14 protein-coding genes and 1 pseudogene are annotated in these 14887 nt (G+C 69.4%); 9 read left to right on the plus strand and 6 right to left on the minus strand.

The genetic code is table 11. The features are described 5' to 3' along the window. Window positions 1-76 (minus strand): annotated as a pseudogene (locus tag PQI66_RS09105) (superoxide dismutase); the annotation flags it as partial. A 228-nt stretch (window positions 77-304) separates the two neighbouring features. On the opposite strand from PQI66_RS09105, the gene PQI66_RS09110 reads away from it, so the two are divergent. Next, window positions 305-1270 (plus strand): L-lactate dehydrogenase, encoded by a 966-nt coding sequence (locus PQI66_RS09110; RefSeq protein ID WP_339997704.1) that lies wholly within the window; start codon window positions 305-307, stop codon window positions 1268-1270. A gap of 65 nt (window positions 1271-1335) precedes the next feature. Here the strand turns inward: PQI66_RS09110 and PQI66_RS09115 are convergent, their stop codons facing one another. Beyond that, window positions 1336-2280 (minus strand): patatin-like phospholipase family protein, encoded by a 945-nt coding sequence (locus tag PQI66_RS09115; RefSeq protein ID WP_339997706.1) that lies wholly within the window; start codon window positions 2278-2280, stop codon window positions 1336-1338. Between the two features lie 61 nt (window positions 2281-2341). Here PQI66_RS09115 and PQI66_RS09120 point away from each other — a divergent pair, with 61 nt between their 5' ends. The 3 genes from PQI66_RS09120 to tpx all read left to right on the plus strand — a co-directional run bounded on the left by PQI66_RS09120 (window position 2342) and on the right by tpx (window position 4608). Then, window positions 2342-3124 (plus strand): glycerophosphodiester phosphodiesterase, encoded by a 783-nt coding sequence (locus tag PQI66_RS09120; protein ID WP_339997708.1) that lies wholly within the window; start codon window positions 2342-2344, stop codon window positions 3122-3124. Between the two features lie 68 nt (window positions 3125-3192). Beyond that, complete coding sequence (locus PQI66_RS09125) at window positions 3193-4083, plus strand: DUF5926 family protein (RefSeq protein WP_339998292.1); 891 nt, start codon at window positions 3193-3195, stop codon at window positions 4081-4083. Window positions 4084-4110: 27 nt separating this feature from the next. Beyond that, window positions 4111-4608, plus strand: a complete 498-nt coding sequence (gene tpx / locus PQI66_RS09130; RefSeq protein WP_339997710.1) for a thiol peroxidase — start codon at window positions 4111-4113, stop codon at window positions 4606-4608. 32 nt (window positions 4609-4640) lie between these two features. On the opposite strand, the gene PQI66_RS09135 is transcribed toward tpx, so the two are convergent. Further along, window positions 4641-5939, minus strand: a complete 1299-nt coding sequence (locus PQI66_RS09135) for an LCP family protein (RefSeq protein ID WP_339997711.1) — start codon at window positions 5937-5939, stop codon at window positions 4641-4643. 55 nt (window positions 5940-5994) lie between these two features. On the opposite strand from PQI66_RS09135, the gene PQI66_RS09140 reads away from it, so the two are divergent. Continuing rightward, complete coding sequence (locus PQI66_RS09140; RefSeq protein WP_339997712.1) at window positions 5995-6417, plus strand: SdpI family protein; 423 nt, start codon at window positions 5995-5997, stop codon at window positions 6415-6417. A gap of 130 nt (window positions 6418-6547) precedes the next feature. After that, window positions 6548-7687 carry an ABC transporter substrate-binding protein gene (locus PQI66_RS09145; RefSeq protein ID WP_339997713.1) on the plus strand — a complete coding sequence of 380 codons (1140 nt, stop codon included), beginning with the start codon at window positions 6548-6550 and terminating at the stop codon, window positions 7685-7687. An 82-nt stretch (window positions 7688-7769) separates the two neighbouring features. Here the strand turns inward: PQI66_RS09145 and PQI66_RS09150 are convergent, their stop codons facing one another. After that, on the minus strand, window positions 7770-8636 hold the full coding sequence (locus PQI66_RS09150; RefSeq protein ID WP_339997715.1) for a GDSL-type esterase/lipase family protein: 867 nt from the start codon (window positions 8634-8636) through the stop codon (window positions 7770-7772). A gap of 386 nt (window positions 8637-9022) precedes the next feature. Here PQI66_RS09150 and PQI66_RS09155 point away from each other — a divergent pair, with 386 nt between their 5' ends. Continuing rightward, entirely contained in the window at window positions 9023-10669 is a 1647-nt protein-coding gene (locus PQI66_RS09155) for an AMP-binding protein (protein WP_339997716.1), read from the plus strand. An 80-nt stretch (window positions 10670-10749) separates the two neighbouring features. On the opposite strand, the gene PQI66_RS09160 is transcribed toward PQI66_RS09155, so the two are convergent. Both PQI66_RS09160 and PQI66_RS09165 read right to left on the minus strand, forming a co-directional pair. After that, entirely contained in the window at window positions 10750-11577 is an 828-nt protein-coding gene (locus PQI66_RS09160) for a CPBP family intramembrane glutamic endopeptidase (RefSeq protein ID WP_339997718.1), read from the minus strand. Between the two features lie 8 nt (window positions 11578-11585). Beyond that, window positions 11586-12974, minus strand: coding sequence for an amidase (locus tag PQI66_RS09165; RefSeq protein ID WP_339997719.1), 1389 nt, complete (start codon window positions 12972-12974; stop codon window positions 11586-11588). Between the two features lie 36 nt (window positions 12975-13010). Between PQI66_RS09165 and pheA the strand changes: the two genes are divergently transcribed. Both pheA and PQI66_RS09175 read left to right on the plus strand, forming a co-directional pair. Then, complete coding sequence (gene pheA, locus PQI66_RS09170) at window positions 13011-13976, plus strand: prephenate dehydratase (RefSeq protein ID WP_339997721.1); 966 nt, start codon at window positions 13011-13013, stop codon at window positions 13974-13976. Beyond that, window positions 13973-14875 carry a histidine phosphatase family protein gene (locus tag PQI66_RS09175; RefSeq protein WP_339997724.1) on the plus strand — a complete coding sequence of 301 codons (903 nt, stop codon included), beginning with the start codon at window positions 13973-13975 and terminating at the stop codon, window positions 14873-14875. Before pheA ends, PQI66_RS09175 begins: the two co-directional genes overlap by 4 nt. The last annotated feature ends 12 nt before the right edge of the window (window positions 14876-14887 follow it).

The following is a 14887-nucleotide window of genomic DNA, read 5'->3' on the forward strand; positions in this document are numbered from 1 at the left end:
GCATGATCTCGGCGGAGATGTGCGGCTCGAGGGCGTCGTAGTCGTAGGGGAGGTCGGGAAGCTCGTACACAGCCATGTTCTCGATCCTTTCGGTGAGGGTAATCGTTATATTGCCGTCCACCAGTGTGGTCAGTTTCCGGGCCGCTCGCAATGATTTACCTATTGAATTGAAGAGTTCAATCAGATGAACATATCGACATGGCGAGCGGATGCCGTCCCACCTGCGGTGATCCGTGCTCCCGCGTACGCTGGGGATTGATTCACCGTGGCCCACGCAGACCGACCCCCACCCACAGGAGCAGCCATGAGAGCCAGTGCAGGTACGAGAATCGTTCTGATCGGGGCGGGCGACGTGGGCGTGGCCTACGCCTACGCACTGGTGAACCAGGGGCTCTGCGACCATCTGGTCATCATCGACGTCGACGAGCGCAAGACCTGGGGCCACGTCCAGGACCTCAACCATGCCGTCCCCTGGTCCGGCCACGGCACCCGGGTCACCCAGGGCGACTACGCCGACTGCGCCGAGGCCTCCATCGTCTGTATCTGCGCCGGGGCGGCACAGAAGCCCGGGGAGACCCGCCTGGATCTGGTGGGCAAGAACGTCGCCATCTTCCGGGACATCGTCGGCAGGGTCCGGGACTCCGGGTTCGACGGTGTCTACCTGGTGGCCTCGAACCCGGTCGACATCCTCTCCTACGCCACGTGGCGGATCGCCGGCGTGCCGTCGAACCAGGTCATCGGTTCCGGCACCATCCTCGACACCGCGCGGTTCCGCTCTGCACTCGGGGAGTACTTCCAGGTCGCGCCGACGTCCGTCCACGCCTACGTGATCGGTGAACACGGCGACACCGAACTGCCCGTCCTGTCCGCCGGTTCCGTCGCCGGCGTGCCCTTGCCCGTCCGGCTGGCGCAGTCCCCGGACGGGGAGGAGGGTGTGGGTGAGATCTTCCGGCGCACCCGCGACGCCGCCTACGAGATCATCAACGCCAAGGGGTCCACGAGCTTCGGCATCGGCGTGGGTATGGCCCGGATCAGCCGCGCCGTGCTGCGCAACGAGGACGTGGTCCTGCCCGTCTCCGCGCTGGTGGACGGCCAGTACGGTCGCGGCGACGCGCCGGCGATCTACATCGGCACGCCGGCGGTGGTCAATCGCCGTGGTATCCGCGAGGTCATCGAACTGGGGCTCGACGACACCGAGCAGGCCCAGTTCGACACCTCCGCCGACACCCTGCAGCAGGTCATGTCCGATGCCGGGGTGTTCGACCTCTAGGAGTGGGCCCCGGAGCGGGCCCGGGGCGGCCCCGGAGCGGCGTGCCTGCCAGGCCCCACGGGACGTCAGACCCGGAGGAACCGCCGGATCAGCGGCATCTCCTCACGGGCCTGCGCCAGCCCGGCCTCGTAGGTCTCCGCGAGTTCGTTGAGTTTGCGGGTGCCGTTGCCCAGCGGCATCCGGTGCGGCGCGAAGATGTACGCCTTGCCACGCCGTTCCTGTTCGAAGATCCAGTCCCGGGTCCGGTTGTACCGGGCGTGCCGGTCCAGCATCGACTGCGCCAACGCGGGGTACTGGGGGAACGCCCGCTTGACGAACCAGGAGAACTTCGAGGCGCTCTTGCGGTAGGAGCGGGTGCGCGTCATCACCACGAGGAAGCGGTCGAAGCCCTCCATCTCGATCGCGGAATCGACCGGGATCCCACCCGTCGAGCCGAATGCTCCGTCGAAGTACACGTCTGTGCCGATCTTCGTCGGCGGCATGACGATCGGCAGCGATGCCGAGGCGCGGGCATGACGCAGGAAGTCATCGAGGCCGTGCATGTCGTCGCGGGACCAGTGCACCGTCTCACCGGTCCGGCCGTTGAACCCGGAGATACGGAAGTTCCCGGGGCTGGCGGTGATCGCGTCCCAGTCCGGCACCATGCTGCGGTCCTCGACCTGCGCGTCGGGGCCGAAGATGTAGCGGGCGTTGAAGAACCCGTCCCCCCGGAGGAACGGACGGATGCCGCCGAAGAGCGGGTCGCCGGGGAAGACGGTGAAGTAGTCGCGGGCCAGACGGGTGTCCTGCGACAGGTACGTCGCCACGTGCACCGCCGACGCGGAGTTGCCGTAGGTCCAGTCGAACTGGATCCCCTCCTCGAGCAGGGCCTGCACCATCGCCGACGAGAATGCGGCGCGCATCGCCCCGCCCTCGAACACCAGCGCGGTGTCACTGACCGGGGCGCTCGGGACGCCCCGTGCCGGCCCCCCACCCGGGGAGAGGCGTGTACCTGCCGGAAAATCTGCCACGGGAGTACATGTTACAGTGCGCCGGCCGGCGACACCGGTCGGATCGGGTAAGAATGGGGCCGTGAAGATCATCGCGCACCGCGGGGCGAGCGGATACCGCCCCGAGCTGACCCTCGACGCCTACGAACTTGCTGTTGAACTCGGTGCCGACGGTGTCGAGTGCGATATCCGGCTCACCGCGGACGGGGTCCCCGTGGTCATCCACGACGCCAGCGTCGACCGCACGTCGGACGGCACCGGGGCCGTCGCCGGGATGACCCTGGCACAGCTGCGGGAGTTCAACGTCGGCACCGCCGGGCGTCCCCAGCGCATCCCCACCCTGCGCGAACTGCTGGAGTTCTTGCGCGACGCACAGACCGGCGACTACCGTCCCGAACTGTTCGTGGAGACCAAACGTCTGGGCAGTGCGGCCGAGCGGGACGGACGGCTGGAGGCGGCGTTGAACCGCGAACTGCATGCGGTGGGCATGGCGGACGGGGCCGCCGGGTCAGCCGGGGCCTCCGGCGTCCCGGTCCACCTGATCTCCTTCGACCACGGCTCCCTGGCCCGCTTCGGTGCGCTGAATCCGCAGATCCACCGGATCTACCTGCGCAAGGAGTACCGCCTGTGGCGGTTGCTCAGGCACCTCGAGCCGTCCGACGTCGCTCCGTCGCAGGGCTACTCGGTCCACCGGGCACGGTCGGCGCCGCAGGACGTCGTCGGTGACGGCGCGCGGACCTACGTGTTCACTGCCAACGCGTCCGACGACCTGCTGTGGCTGCAGCGGCACGGTGTGCAGTGGGCAGCCACCGACTACCCCGACCGCGCCCGGACGGTGCTCGACGGTGCCGTGCGGATTCGCTGACCGCTAGACTGTGGGCCGTGGCTAAGAAGAACAGGAAGAACAAGAACCAGGACGACCTGCCCGAGGGCATGAGCCGTCGTCAGGCGAAGCTCGCCAAGCGTGCCGCTGAGCGCGCCGCACTGGAGCGCGACCCGCGCCCCTACGACGGCTTCGCCGCCGAGGCCGACCTGATCGCACTGCAGGAGTTCGTCCCCTCGGCGCACTTCACCGCAGAGACGGTCCCGGACGCCGGCTTCACCCGTACGGTGACCGTCTGCACCGTCCTGCCCGGTGCCGCGGCCGCCCTGGTGCGTGCCGAGGAGGAGGGTGGGGAGGCGCTGGTCGCCCTGCAGACCCAGCACCGTGGCGACAACCCCAACCGGGACCTGGCTTTCGCCCTGAACTGGGCGAAGGACGCAGCTCCGGGGAGCAGCCTGGAGGTCGCCGTCGCCGACGGCTCCGAGCCGGCCCTGTCGTCCCTGCTGGTCGCCGACCAGACCCCGGCGATCGAGGTCCGCGAGGACTTCAACTGGTGGCTCACCGAGGATCAGCGTGCCAACCCGCAGGTCGTCGCCTCCCTCGACCAGGCCAACGCCTCGGTCCTGCCGAGCTCGCGGGTGGACGCCGAGATCACCGGTGCGGCGTGGTGGATCGACCCGGGCGAGAAGGCCCACATCCGCTGGGTCCGTCCGGAGACCGAGGCACAGCTGCTCCCCGCGCTGGCCCGCGTCCACGCCGCCGGTCAGCTGAACCTCGGCGAGGACACCCGCTTCGCCGGCGTCTTCCGTACCCACGGCATCCTCGTCCCGGTCTTCGACCTGGACAACACCGTCGACGCCAGCGAGTTCGCCGCACCCCTGCAGGAGCTCGACGCCCGGATCGCCGCCGCGGCGGCCGAGATCGCCGACGGTGGCGCCCTCACCGCCGAGGAGCAGAAGTCGCGTCAGACGATCATCGCCCGCGAGGTCACGATCCGCTGACCGGCGATCTGTGCCACCATGGGTGGCATGGCTGATACCGCATTCCAAGGAACCCCCGCCCACACCGTCGGTGACCTGCCCGCAGTCGGCGAGCAGGCACCCAACTTCACCACCGTCTCCGCCGAGCTCAAGGACGTCAACGGCGACTCGCTCCGCGGCAAGCGCGTGGTGCTGAACATCTTCCCCTCGGTCGACACCGGCGTCTGCGCCGCGTCCGAGCGGGAGTTCAACACCCGCGCCACCGACCTGGAGAACACGGCCGTGGTCTCGGTCTCGAAGGACCTCCCCTTCGCGCTGGGCCGCTTCTGCGCCGCGGAGGGCATCGAGAACGTCGAGGCCACCTCGGCCTTCCGGTCCTCCTTCGGCGAGGACTTCGGTGTGACCCTCACCGACTCCCCGCTCGCCGGACTGCTGGGTCGGGCCGTGGTCGTCCTGGACGCCGACGGCACCGTCCTGCACTCCCAGCTCGTCCCGGAGATCACCACCGAACCCGACTACGACGCCGCGCTCGCCGTCCTGAACTGACGGCCACCGGCCGGGCGCCGTCGAGGTGCTGTTCAGCGCAGTCCGCTGAACAGCTCTTCGGCGGCAGCGTCGTCCCAGAGCACGACGCTGCCGGCATCGGTGTCGGCGAACCCGCCGACCGGGACGGTCTGCTGGTCGGCGCCCCGGATCATGCCGAGGGCGAGACGGGCCAGATGCCACACATGGTCCCCCTCGTCGACCGTCAGGGCGGCGGAGAAGGCGTTGATCAGGGGCAGTGCCCGGAACGGGTTCGCGAGCGTGCCGAAGGACCCGACCTTCGAGACCACGGCGCCGAGGAACTCGCGCTGGCGCTCCACCCGGTCGAGGTCGCCGTTGGCCGAGGTGTAGCGGGTGCGGACGTACCCGAGCGCCGTCGGCCCGTCCATCTCCTGACAGCCGGCCTCGACATTGAGTCCGGCCATCGGGTCGTCGATCGGTTCGGACGGGCAGAGCTCCACACCGCCGACGGCGTCGACGATCTTGCCGAAGCCGCCGAAACCGATCTCCATGTAGTGGTCCATCCGCAACCCGGTGGCACCCTCGACGGTCTGCTGCAGGAGCTGCGGGCCGCCGAAAGAGAACGCGGAGTTGATCTTGTCCTCGCCGTAGCCGGGGATGGACACGTAGGAGTCGCGGGGGATCGACACCATGGTCGGCTTACCGCCGAACGAGGGCACGTGGACGACGATGATCGTGTCCGTGCGGGCCCCGCCCTCTGAGAGGTCGCCGGCGGCGTAACGTTCGCCATCCTCCTCGCTCATGCCTGCCCGGGAATCCGAACCCACGAGCAGCCAGTTCGAGCCGGCCGTGTTGCCGATCCGCCCCTCGTAGTCGGTGAGCGCGTCGACGCGGTTGAGGTTCGAGTCGACCCACCAGGCGGTGCCGCCGGCGACGAGGACGATGACCAGGAGCAGCGCGCCGATCACCCGGAGCGGGCGGATCCGCCGACGCTTCCGCGGACGACGGGAACGGGGAGGCGGTCCCGACGGCTGCTGTGGCTGTGGCTGATAGCGCGGGTGAGCGTCGCGTTCCTGCCGGTACGGCTGGTACGGGGTTGCCTGGGGCGGCTGTTCCGGTTGCCGGCGGTACTGCGGCGGCTGGGCCTGGTTCGGGGCCTGGTTCGGGGCCTCGTTCGGCGCCCGGTGGCGGGGCCGCGCCGGGGACTCACCACCGTAGACACGGGTGGAGTCCTGCCCGGTGCCCTGCGGGGGAGGGGCCGGGGAACGACGGGGTACAGGACGCCCGTACCGGTCCAGGATCGGCCGTCCGTGCCTGTCGCGGGCGACAGAGTCTCCGGAGCGGCCGTCGTTCTCGGGCGGGGTTGGTGACATGGGGACATACTACGGGCTGGACGGGTGGAAAAAGGAGTCCCGTAAGATGCTGCCCATGAGTGATGCATTGATGGGTGTCGCGTTTCCGGCGATCATGGCGGTGGTCCTGGCCATGGTCATCTCGCAGGTGACGAAGGCTGCCGCCGGGGGCGACCTGCCACGATCCGGTGCCGTCGGGATCCGCACCTCCGCGACGAAAGCCAGTGACGACGCGTGGGAAGCCGGGCATGCGGAGGCGGCACCGTTCGCCCGGACGGTGACCCTGGTGACGTCGGTGCTCGCCGCGGTGATCATCATCCTCTCGTTCTTCGTCGAGGGTGCTTGGGTGACGGCGCTGGGGGTGGCCCCGTTCGTGGTGGTTGTCGTCAGTCTTGTCCCCCTGGTCCGGACCGCCAACCGTGCCGCCCGGGCTGCGGAGTCGGCGAAGAAGGGCAGTGAAAAAGGTCGGAACAAGGGCAAGGGTGGGAAACGGCGGTAGTCGGTTCCCCTGCCCAGCAGCGTCGGGCCAGGGAAGGCTGCCCTGCATGTACGATGATCGTGACCGGCATGACCTGGTGCCGTGATGTCGCGGCGGGGTAGCACCGTCTGACCGTCCTGAGGGAGCTTTGATGACCGAGAACAGCGTGCGCGGCAGTTTTCCCGGCCGCCGGCGGAGTCGTCCCGCCGGTACGGTGACGACCCGGAAGACCCGGAGGACCACGGCGTTGGCCGCTCTGTCGGCCGTCGTCGTGGCAGGGGCCTTCGCCCTGACGGCGTGCTCATCGGGGCAGGGGGACGGCGACGCCGGTACCGTCGACACCCTCGACACCCTCGACACCGACTTCACCCCGGTGACATTCACGACCCCGTGGGGTGAGACGACACTCGAGGCACGTCCGGAACGGATCGCTGCCGTCGGGTACAAGGACACCGACATCGTCGCGTCGATGGGGGAGACGCCGGTGATCGTCCCGGAGAACACGGTGGACCAGGAGGCGTGGACGCTGGAGGCGTTGGAGGCGCTGTCAGGTGACCCGGAATCGACTTTCGCCTATGACGCCAACGGCCTGCCGCCGGTCGAGGAACTGGCGGCGGCGGAGCCGGACCTCATCATTGCCAGCCAGCTTGACCTGAAGGACGTCTACGACCAGTTGTCCGGGATCGCCCCGGTCATCGCCGCGGAGACGGAGGAGGACGTGGCAGGTAACTGGCAGCAGACGGTCATCAACCTGGGGGAGGCACTCGGCGAGGAGGAGCGTGCCGACGAGGTGATCGACGACACCGAACATGCCGCAGCGTCGGTGCGGGAGAAGTATCCCGAGTTCGGTGGGAAGACCGTGTCGTTGATCCAGTATTTCGGTCTGGACGAGATGCGGATGCTCAACCCCTCCGGCTCGGATGCCGCCGCCTTGTTCGGGGACCTCGGGTTCGGCGACGATCCCGGCACCGCTGACCTGGCGGGCGTGCAGCTCAGCGGTGAGCGGGTGGACGACCTGGCCGCCGATGTCATCATCGTGCTCGACAATTCCAACGGCCGGATCGGTGAACTCGAGGACAGCGCGGTGTTCGCCGGCATTCCGGCGGTGCGGGATGACCGGGTGCTGGTCATCAGCAACAACGCGTTCAAGGAGGGCAACCACCCGTCCTTCGAGGCGAACGGGAAGCACTACGAGGGCAATCTCGCGTGGGCGCTTGCGTACCCCGGGCCGCTGTCCACCCGGTGGGCGGTGGAGACGTTGGCTCCGCTGCTGGCGGACACGGTGCGCTGAGACAGCACCCGGGAAGCGCAAACGGGGCCCGACCGTCCGGAGAGGACTGTCGGGCCCCGTCTGAGGGGACGCCGGGAAGGTGTCAGGCGTTCGCGGCGGCACGTCCCATGGCACGCAGACCGGTGTCGGTCATGTGCAGCGGGAGGTTGCGCCGTTCCGAGGTGGTGTCGATCAGGCCGACGACCCAGCGGTCGTTCGAGCACATCTCGTGACCGCGGCTCGCGCCCTTGAGGTCGACGAAGCGTCCGCCGGCACTGGTGGCGCCGTCGCGCAGTGCGCGTTCCAGGGCCCACTCGACGTCGGAGGCCTGGATCAGGGCGCTGGGGATCTGCACGTTCGGGATGATGTTGATCGGGCAGACCTGGCCGGCACCGTTGGTGATGTGCGGGAAGCCGAGGACCTTCACGGTGGCGTTGGGGGCTTTGCTCTTGACGTGGGCGACGGTCCGGTTCACCGAGTCGCGCAGCTGACGCTCGATCTGGGAGACCGGGAGCTTGTCGCCGAGGATGTAGGGGTAGGTGTCGTTGGCGCCGGCCCAGATGACGACCTCGTTGGTGCCGGCGTTCAGTGCCCCGCCGCGCTGTGCACGGTCGGCCTGCTCGGTGACGTGCATGCCACCGGTGCGGTAGGAGCCACCGGCGCAGGAGTAGTTGTCCACGTGCTTACCGGACGCCTGTGCGTAGGAGTTGGCGAACCGGTTGTCCGTGCCGCAGCCGGAGCCGCTCAGGATCGGGTCCGGGAGAGGCAGGCCCTTGCCGGCGAGGTAGTTGTAGATGTCGGGGTTGGCGACGATGGAATCGCCCAGGACCACGGTGTTGCCGGGTGCAGCCTGGCTCTCGGGGGCCGAGAGCAGGGTGCCGGACAGTGCGGCCACGGTGGCCACTGCCGCGGCGGCGATTCCGGCGATGCGGCGACCGGCCCGCGAGGCCGTACGGTGTCGTGCGCTCATTGCTGAGGTTCCTCTCCTGAAACGTGTCATGTGTCCCGACGTGTCCCCGACAAGCCGTAGACGGATCCGGTCTCCTAAACCGTTCCCTGGGACAACGACGTTACATTAGCGTGACTTTATCCACTAATCATCCGGAATGTAACCCCTGTGACTAAAGTGACCTAAGTTACGCATGGGATTGTGTGCTCTACATCATGCCGTAGCTGGACGGGTAACGCCAGAGCCTTCCGACCCGGTATGGTGGGCGAAAGTACTTTACTGACCCGGGCATCGGTGCGCCGCCCCGACGCCCGCCCCTTGTCACGTCACGCGTACGTTGCACCGGGGGAACGACAACAATACGACCGCCGAAGCGACCAGACCGCAGACACAGAAAAGGAGTGACAGTGTTCGAACAGCTGTCCTATGACCTCAAGGGCGCCGTGAAAGGGGCCAAAGCCTTCGTAGACACCGGATTCCTCAAGGGATCCACACCGTCCGGCGGTCTGGGGGTGGCCAAGGCGCTCGGCCGCTACGGTACGAGCCTGGCCGGGCTTCTGGAGGGCACCGCCGCCCGGTTCCCCTCGCGCCTGGCGCTCGTTGACGATGACGGTGAGCTGACGTACCAGCAGCTGGCCAACTACTCCCGCCTCACCGCGCACACGTTGGCCAGCCACGGCATCACCTCGGACAGCCGTGTCGGCATCATGGCGCGCAACGGGCGCGGGTTCCTCTTCCCCCTGGCCGCCAAGGGCTACCTCGGGTACACCGTCTTCCTGTTGAACGTCGGTGCGAGCAAGCACCAGATCTCGGAGATCGTCAAGGAGCACAAGCTCGACGTCATCTTCTACGACTCAGAGTTCGACGACCGCTTCCCCGAGGACCTCAGCGACTTCGGCGCCACGCTCATCCACGCGGACGTGGCCGAGGGCTACCGTACCGACATCGACTACCCCACCATCGAGGAGTTCTGGACCGCGCCGGGGCCGCACAACGACGCGTTCCCGGGCCGCCCCACCCAGGGCGGGGTCATCCTCATGTCCTCCGGGACGAGCGGGACGCCCAAGGCGGTCGCACACACCGAGCCGAGCTTCCCCGTCGGCGTCCTCGGCCCTGTCCTCAAGGGGTTGGACGTCAAGGCCGGCGACCGTCTCCAGCTCACCGCCAGCCTCTTCCACGTGCTGGGGTGGGGTGCCGCGGTCCTCGCGATCACCGCGGGATGCACGCTGGTCACCCAGCGGGTGTTCAAGCCCGAGGTCGTGCTGCAGCAGGTGCAGGACTACCGGTGCACCGGCATGCTCAGTTCGGCGGTCTTCCTCAAGGACGTGCTCGCGGTGGACGACGGGTCCTATGACCTGTCGACGATGACCTGGATCCTCAACGCCGGCAACGCGATGAGTGAGGATCTCGTCCGCGGACTGCAGGAGCGCTACGGCAACATCCTGTCCAGCGGCTACGGATCCACCGAAGGGCTGCTCGTGGCGTACGCGACCCCGGAGGACCTCGTCGAGGACCCCCTCACCGCAGGCCACCAGGTCTGGAACGGGCGCCTCGAGCTTCTCGACCCGGAGACCGGCGAACCGGTCGCGCCGGGAGAGGTCGGGATCATCCACGCCCACAACGCGATGTCGATGAAGGGCTATCTCGGTGACCGTGACAGGCCCGAGTACCGCGACGGCATGCTTGACCTCGGGGACAAGGGAGTCATCGACCCGGAGTCGGGTCGCCTGCGGGTGCTGGGGCGGAACAACGACATGATCATCGTCGGTGGCGAGAACATCTGGCCGACGTCGGTGGCGGACGTCATCGACCGCGCCGCCGGCGTGGCGGAGTCCTACTGCGTCGGCGTGGAGGACGACGAGAAGTTCCAGCGGGTCAAGGCCTATGTCGTCACCGACGGCACCGTCGAGCTCAGCGAGGACGACATCCGGCGGCACGTGGAGCACAACTTCATGGCACCGGCAGTCCCCCGCGACGTGGTCCTGATGGACCAGCCGTTGCCGCGGAACCCGATCGGCAAGGTCGTCAAGCGCGAGCTCGAGGTCTTCGGCTGACCCCGTCCGGTCATCTGGGCCGTCGCCGGGGTCACGCAACGGCGGATCTCTGACCCCTGCGGTGGCTCAGACGACATCCGTTACGACAAGCCGGGCGTGGACCCCAGTACCTGGTAGCCCACGAAGGCGACGGTGTCGATCAACCCGTGGGCGATGACCAGCGGCCACACCCGTCCGGTGCGGTAGAAGAACCAGACGAACACCAGCCCCATCACCATGTTCCCCAGCCCGGCGGAATACCCCTGGTAGAGGTGGTAGCTGCCGCGCAGTACCGCGGACGCCAGAAACACCCACATCCAGGGGACCCGGAGTTGGCGGAGCCGGCAACACAGCCACGCGACGACCAGGACCTCTTCGGCGAAACCGTTGGCCCACGAGTTCAGGATCAGCAGCAGCAGGTCCTGGGCACTGCGGTCGAGGCCGGTGGGGATGACCTCCTTGGACAGTCCCAGCTGCACGGCCCCGACGTAGAGGACCAGTCCGGGGACGCCGATCAGTGCCGCCAACCCCACGCCGGGCAGAGCGTCGCGCCACCGGGGACGCAGGGACAGGACGTTGCGGGGAGCCGTGGCGGGCTTTCCCTGCCCGTCGTCGACTGCGGTCCGCACCAGTGTCGGCGGGACGTGCCGTAACAGCAGGAACAACGCCAGACCGCCCCAGGCGACGAGGACTCCGGTGGAGATCAGCTGGAAGGCGGGATCAAGCCAGGTCAGTGCGGACTGGCGGGCATTGAGGGTGGTGCTCTGCTCGCCGAGACCCTCCGGCCGCGCCGCCGCCTCGAGCAGCCTCAGCGCCGACCGCACGCCGGACGCCCCGAAGGTGACGGCCAGGACGATGAGCAGCTCCCACCGGATCGCCCGGCGGTCCGCCGGGGACACGGGGCCGGTCGCCGCCTCGTTCACGGCCACGGTCTGGTTCACCTTCCTGCCCCGGGGGGATCGCCGAGCAGGCGCTCGACGTCCCCCGGGCCGTCGACACTGACGGACTCCAGCACCTCCGGATCGGCGTCGACCATCCGGGCGACGGTGACCTGCAGATGGGAGGCGAGGTCGAGTAGCTCGGCGGCCGACACCCGGTCCCCGACGGCGCCCAGGTGGACCGACACAGGCCATCGTCCCGACGCCCGGTCAGGGGTGAGCAGCGGGACGGAGAGTCCGGCCCAGCCGGTGAGGTTCCACAAGGTCGCCCACGGGGTCCAGGCGGTCTGGGCCCGGAAATCGGCGGCGGGGTCGTTGAACTCCTCCCCGGAGTAGCGGGAGAAGGCGCCGGTCCGGGGTGGGGCACACGCCAGCATCGGGGTCACGACGACGTCCACCGGATCGTCGGTGCCGTCCCACGCTGCACGGATCTCCTGCGGCAGTGCCGTGACCGCGTCCGCGGCGGCGGTGATCTCCGCGGGGGTGAGGTCCAGGCCACGCTGCCTCAGCCAGGTCGGCATCGCCGTGGCGGGGTCGGGCAGGTCCCGGCAACGGGCCGCCATGATGCGCGAGAAGATGTCGAAGTGCTCGACCGGGTAGGGGGCGGCCACCGGCCGGACCCCGCGGACGCCGGGATGGGTGACCAGCAGGGATGCGGCGGCAGCGGTGGCGTTGGCCACCGTGGGGTCGACGAGACTGTCGGTGTGGAACGGTCTGTTGGTGTGCCCCAGCGTCAGTGGTCGGCTGAGCGGCCGGGCCGGGGAGGCGGGACCGGTGAGCCCGTAGGCGCGGGCGGTGAGGTCGAGGTCCCGCGCGATGAAACCCTGTGCCGCCGGGTTCGGCAGAGGCCCGTCCCCCACCCGGTGCGTCGGCTTGAGGCCCGGCAGGCCCACGGCGGCGGCGGGAACGCGGATCGATCCGCCGCCGTCACTGGCGTGGGCGACGTCGACGATGCCGCGGGCCACGGCGACCGCGGCGCCGGACGAGGACCCACCGGTCGTCATCCGGCGGTCGATCGGGTTCACCGGCCCGGGGCCGTCGGCCGGTTCGGTGTAGACCGTCGCCCCGAATTCGGCGGTGACGCTGGCACCGACGAGCCGGGCCCCGTCCTCCAGCAGCCGGGTCACGGTGGTGTCGTCGGCGTCGGCGTCGACGGCGTGGCCGACGGAGCCGAAGGTCGTGACTTCGCCGGCCACCCGGTTGAGGTCCTTGACCAGGACGTCGAGTCCCCGGAGAGGTCCGAACTCCCGGGGGTCCGTGTGTGCCCGGTCGTAGATCCTGGCCACGCCGAGTTCCGCGGGGGACAGCCCGGTCCGTGCACTCAGGCGCGCGAGACGCAACGACACGGCCTCGGTGCTGCTGGTGCCGGTGGACGCTGGGGGATTCATGTCGGACAGCGTACCGCCGCCCGGTAGGTTGGTGTCATGAGCGACATCGAGACGGTGGCCTACCTCGGCCCGCGCGGAACCTTCACTGAACAGGCCGTCCTGAACCTGACGGCCGCCGGCCATCTGCCGGACGATGTCGTCCACCGCACCGTGAGCTCCCCGGCGGACGCGCTGGAGCTGGTTCGGCGGGGGGAGGTTGACCGGGCCGTCGTCGCCCTGGAGAGCAGTGTGGACGGGCCGGTCACGCAGACCTTCGATTCCCTGGCGGACGGCGTGCCGGTGCAGATCCTGCGCGAGCACGACGTCCCCGTCGTCTTCTCGATCCTCGTACGCCCCGGCACCCACCTCGAGGACGTCCGGACGTTCACCACTCACCCGGTCGCGCAGGCCCAGGTCCGCCGGTGGGCCGCCGAGCACCTGCCCCACGCCGAGTTCATCCCCGCCAGTTCCAACGGTGCAGCCGCCGCCGCCGTCGCCGCCGGCGAGGCTGACGCCGCCGCGGCCCCGGCCCGCGCCGGGGCGATCCACGGACTCGAGACGGTCGCTGACGGGATCGCCGACGTGGCCGGGGCGCACACCCGGTTCGTGATGGTCGGCCTGCCCCAGACACCCACTCCGCGCACCGGGCATGACCGGACCGCCATTGTGCTGCAGGTTCCCAACACCCCGGCCTCACTGGTGATGGCGTTGATGGAGCTGGCCACGCGCCGGGTCGACATGTCACGCATCGAGTCACGTCCGACCCGCGAGAAGGCCGGCACCTACAACTTCCACGTGGAGATCGTCGGACACCTGCAGGACGATGCCGTCGCCGAGGCTCTGGCCGGGCTGCACCGCTACTGCGACCGCATCAGGTTCCTCGGCTCCTGGCCGCAGGAGGGGTGGGTCGGCGGTGTCGACGGCCCCGACGGGTCTGTGCCGCCGGACTACACCGCGTCCTGGGACTGGGTCCAGGGCCTGCGGGGGCTGACACAGGAGCAGGGGGACGGTGGTCAGGCGTGAGCCGACTGCTGCTGATCCGGCACGGACAGACGACCTCGAACGTCAGCCACGCCCTGGACACCAGCCTGCCGGGTGCGGCACTGACGGAACTCGGCTGGTCGCAGGCCCGCGCCGCCGGTGAGCGTCTCGCCGGGGAGGAGCAGGACGTGCCGTTGGCGATGGTGTCGTCGCAGGCGTTGCGTGCACGTCAGACGGCCGCCGGGATAGCCCTCGGCAGCCGCCCGCGGGGCCTGAGCCTCGAGCACACCGCACCGGGCAGTGACTTCGCCGACGCCCTGGCGCAGCTGGCGGAACTGGAGGTCACCGACGGCATCGACCATGCCGAGATCGGCCCGGAGGAGTCCACGACAGCGGACGTCCCGGCAGCGCTCGGTGGGGGCGCCAGGGACCGCTCCGGGACGGACGGGGACCTGATCTCTCCGTCCCCCGTCCCGCATGCGCCGCTGATCATGCCGGGCGCCGTCCCGGGGATCTCGGAGATCCCTGCCGGCCGGTACGAGATGCGGATGGACCCCGACGCCCATTACGGCTACCACCGCACCTTCGCTGAATGGCTGGGAGGGGAGATGGACCTGCCTGTGCCGGGGGCGTCCACCGGTCGGGAGGTCGTCGGGCGCTACCTGGGCACCCTGCTGCCCGTGCTGTCGGCCACCCAGCGCGCCGGGGCGGATCTGGCGGTCGTCAGTCACGGTGCGGTGATCCGTCTGGTCGCCGCCTACCTGGGGCGGGTCGATCCGGAGTTCGCGGTGCGTACGTTGCTGCCGAACACGCTGCGGGTGGATCTCGAGGTGCCGGATCTGGGCGGCCCGCTGGTGCCGGGGGACCTCGACGAGGTCGTCGCCGACGGGTGGACGGTCACCGACTGGGCCGGGCACGGCGAGCCGCCCCGTGCCCGGTAGCCGGGGCACTAC

This window comes from Corynebacterium sp. USCH3 (genome assembly GCF_037619475.1).
Lineage (GTDB): Bacteria > Actinomycetota > Actinomycetes > Mycobacteriales > Mycobacteriaceae > Corynebacterium.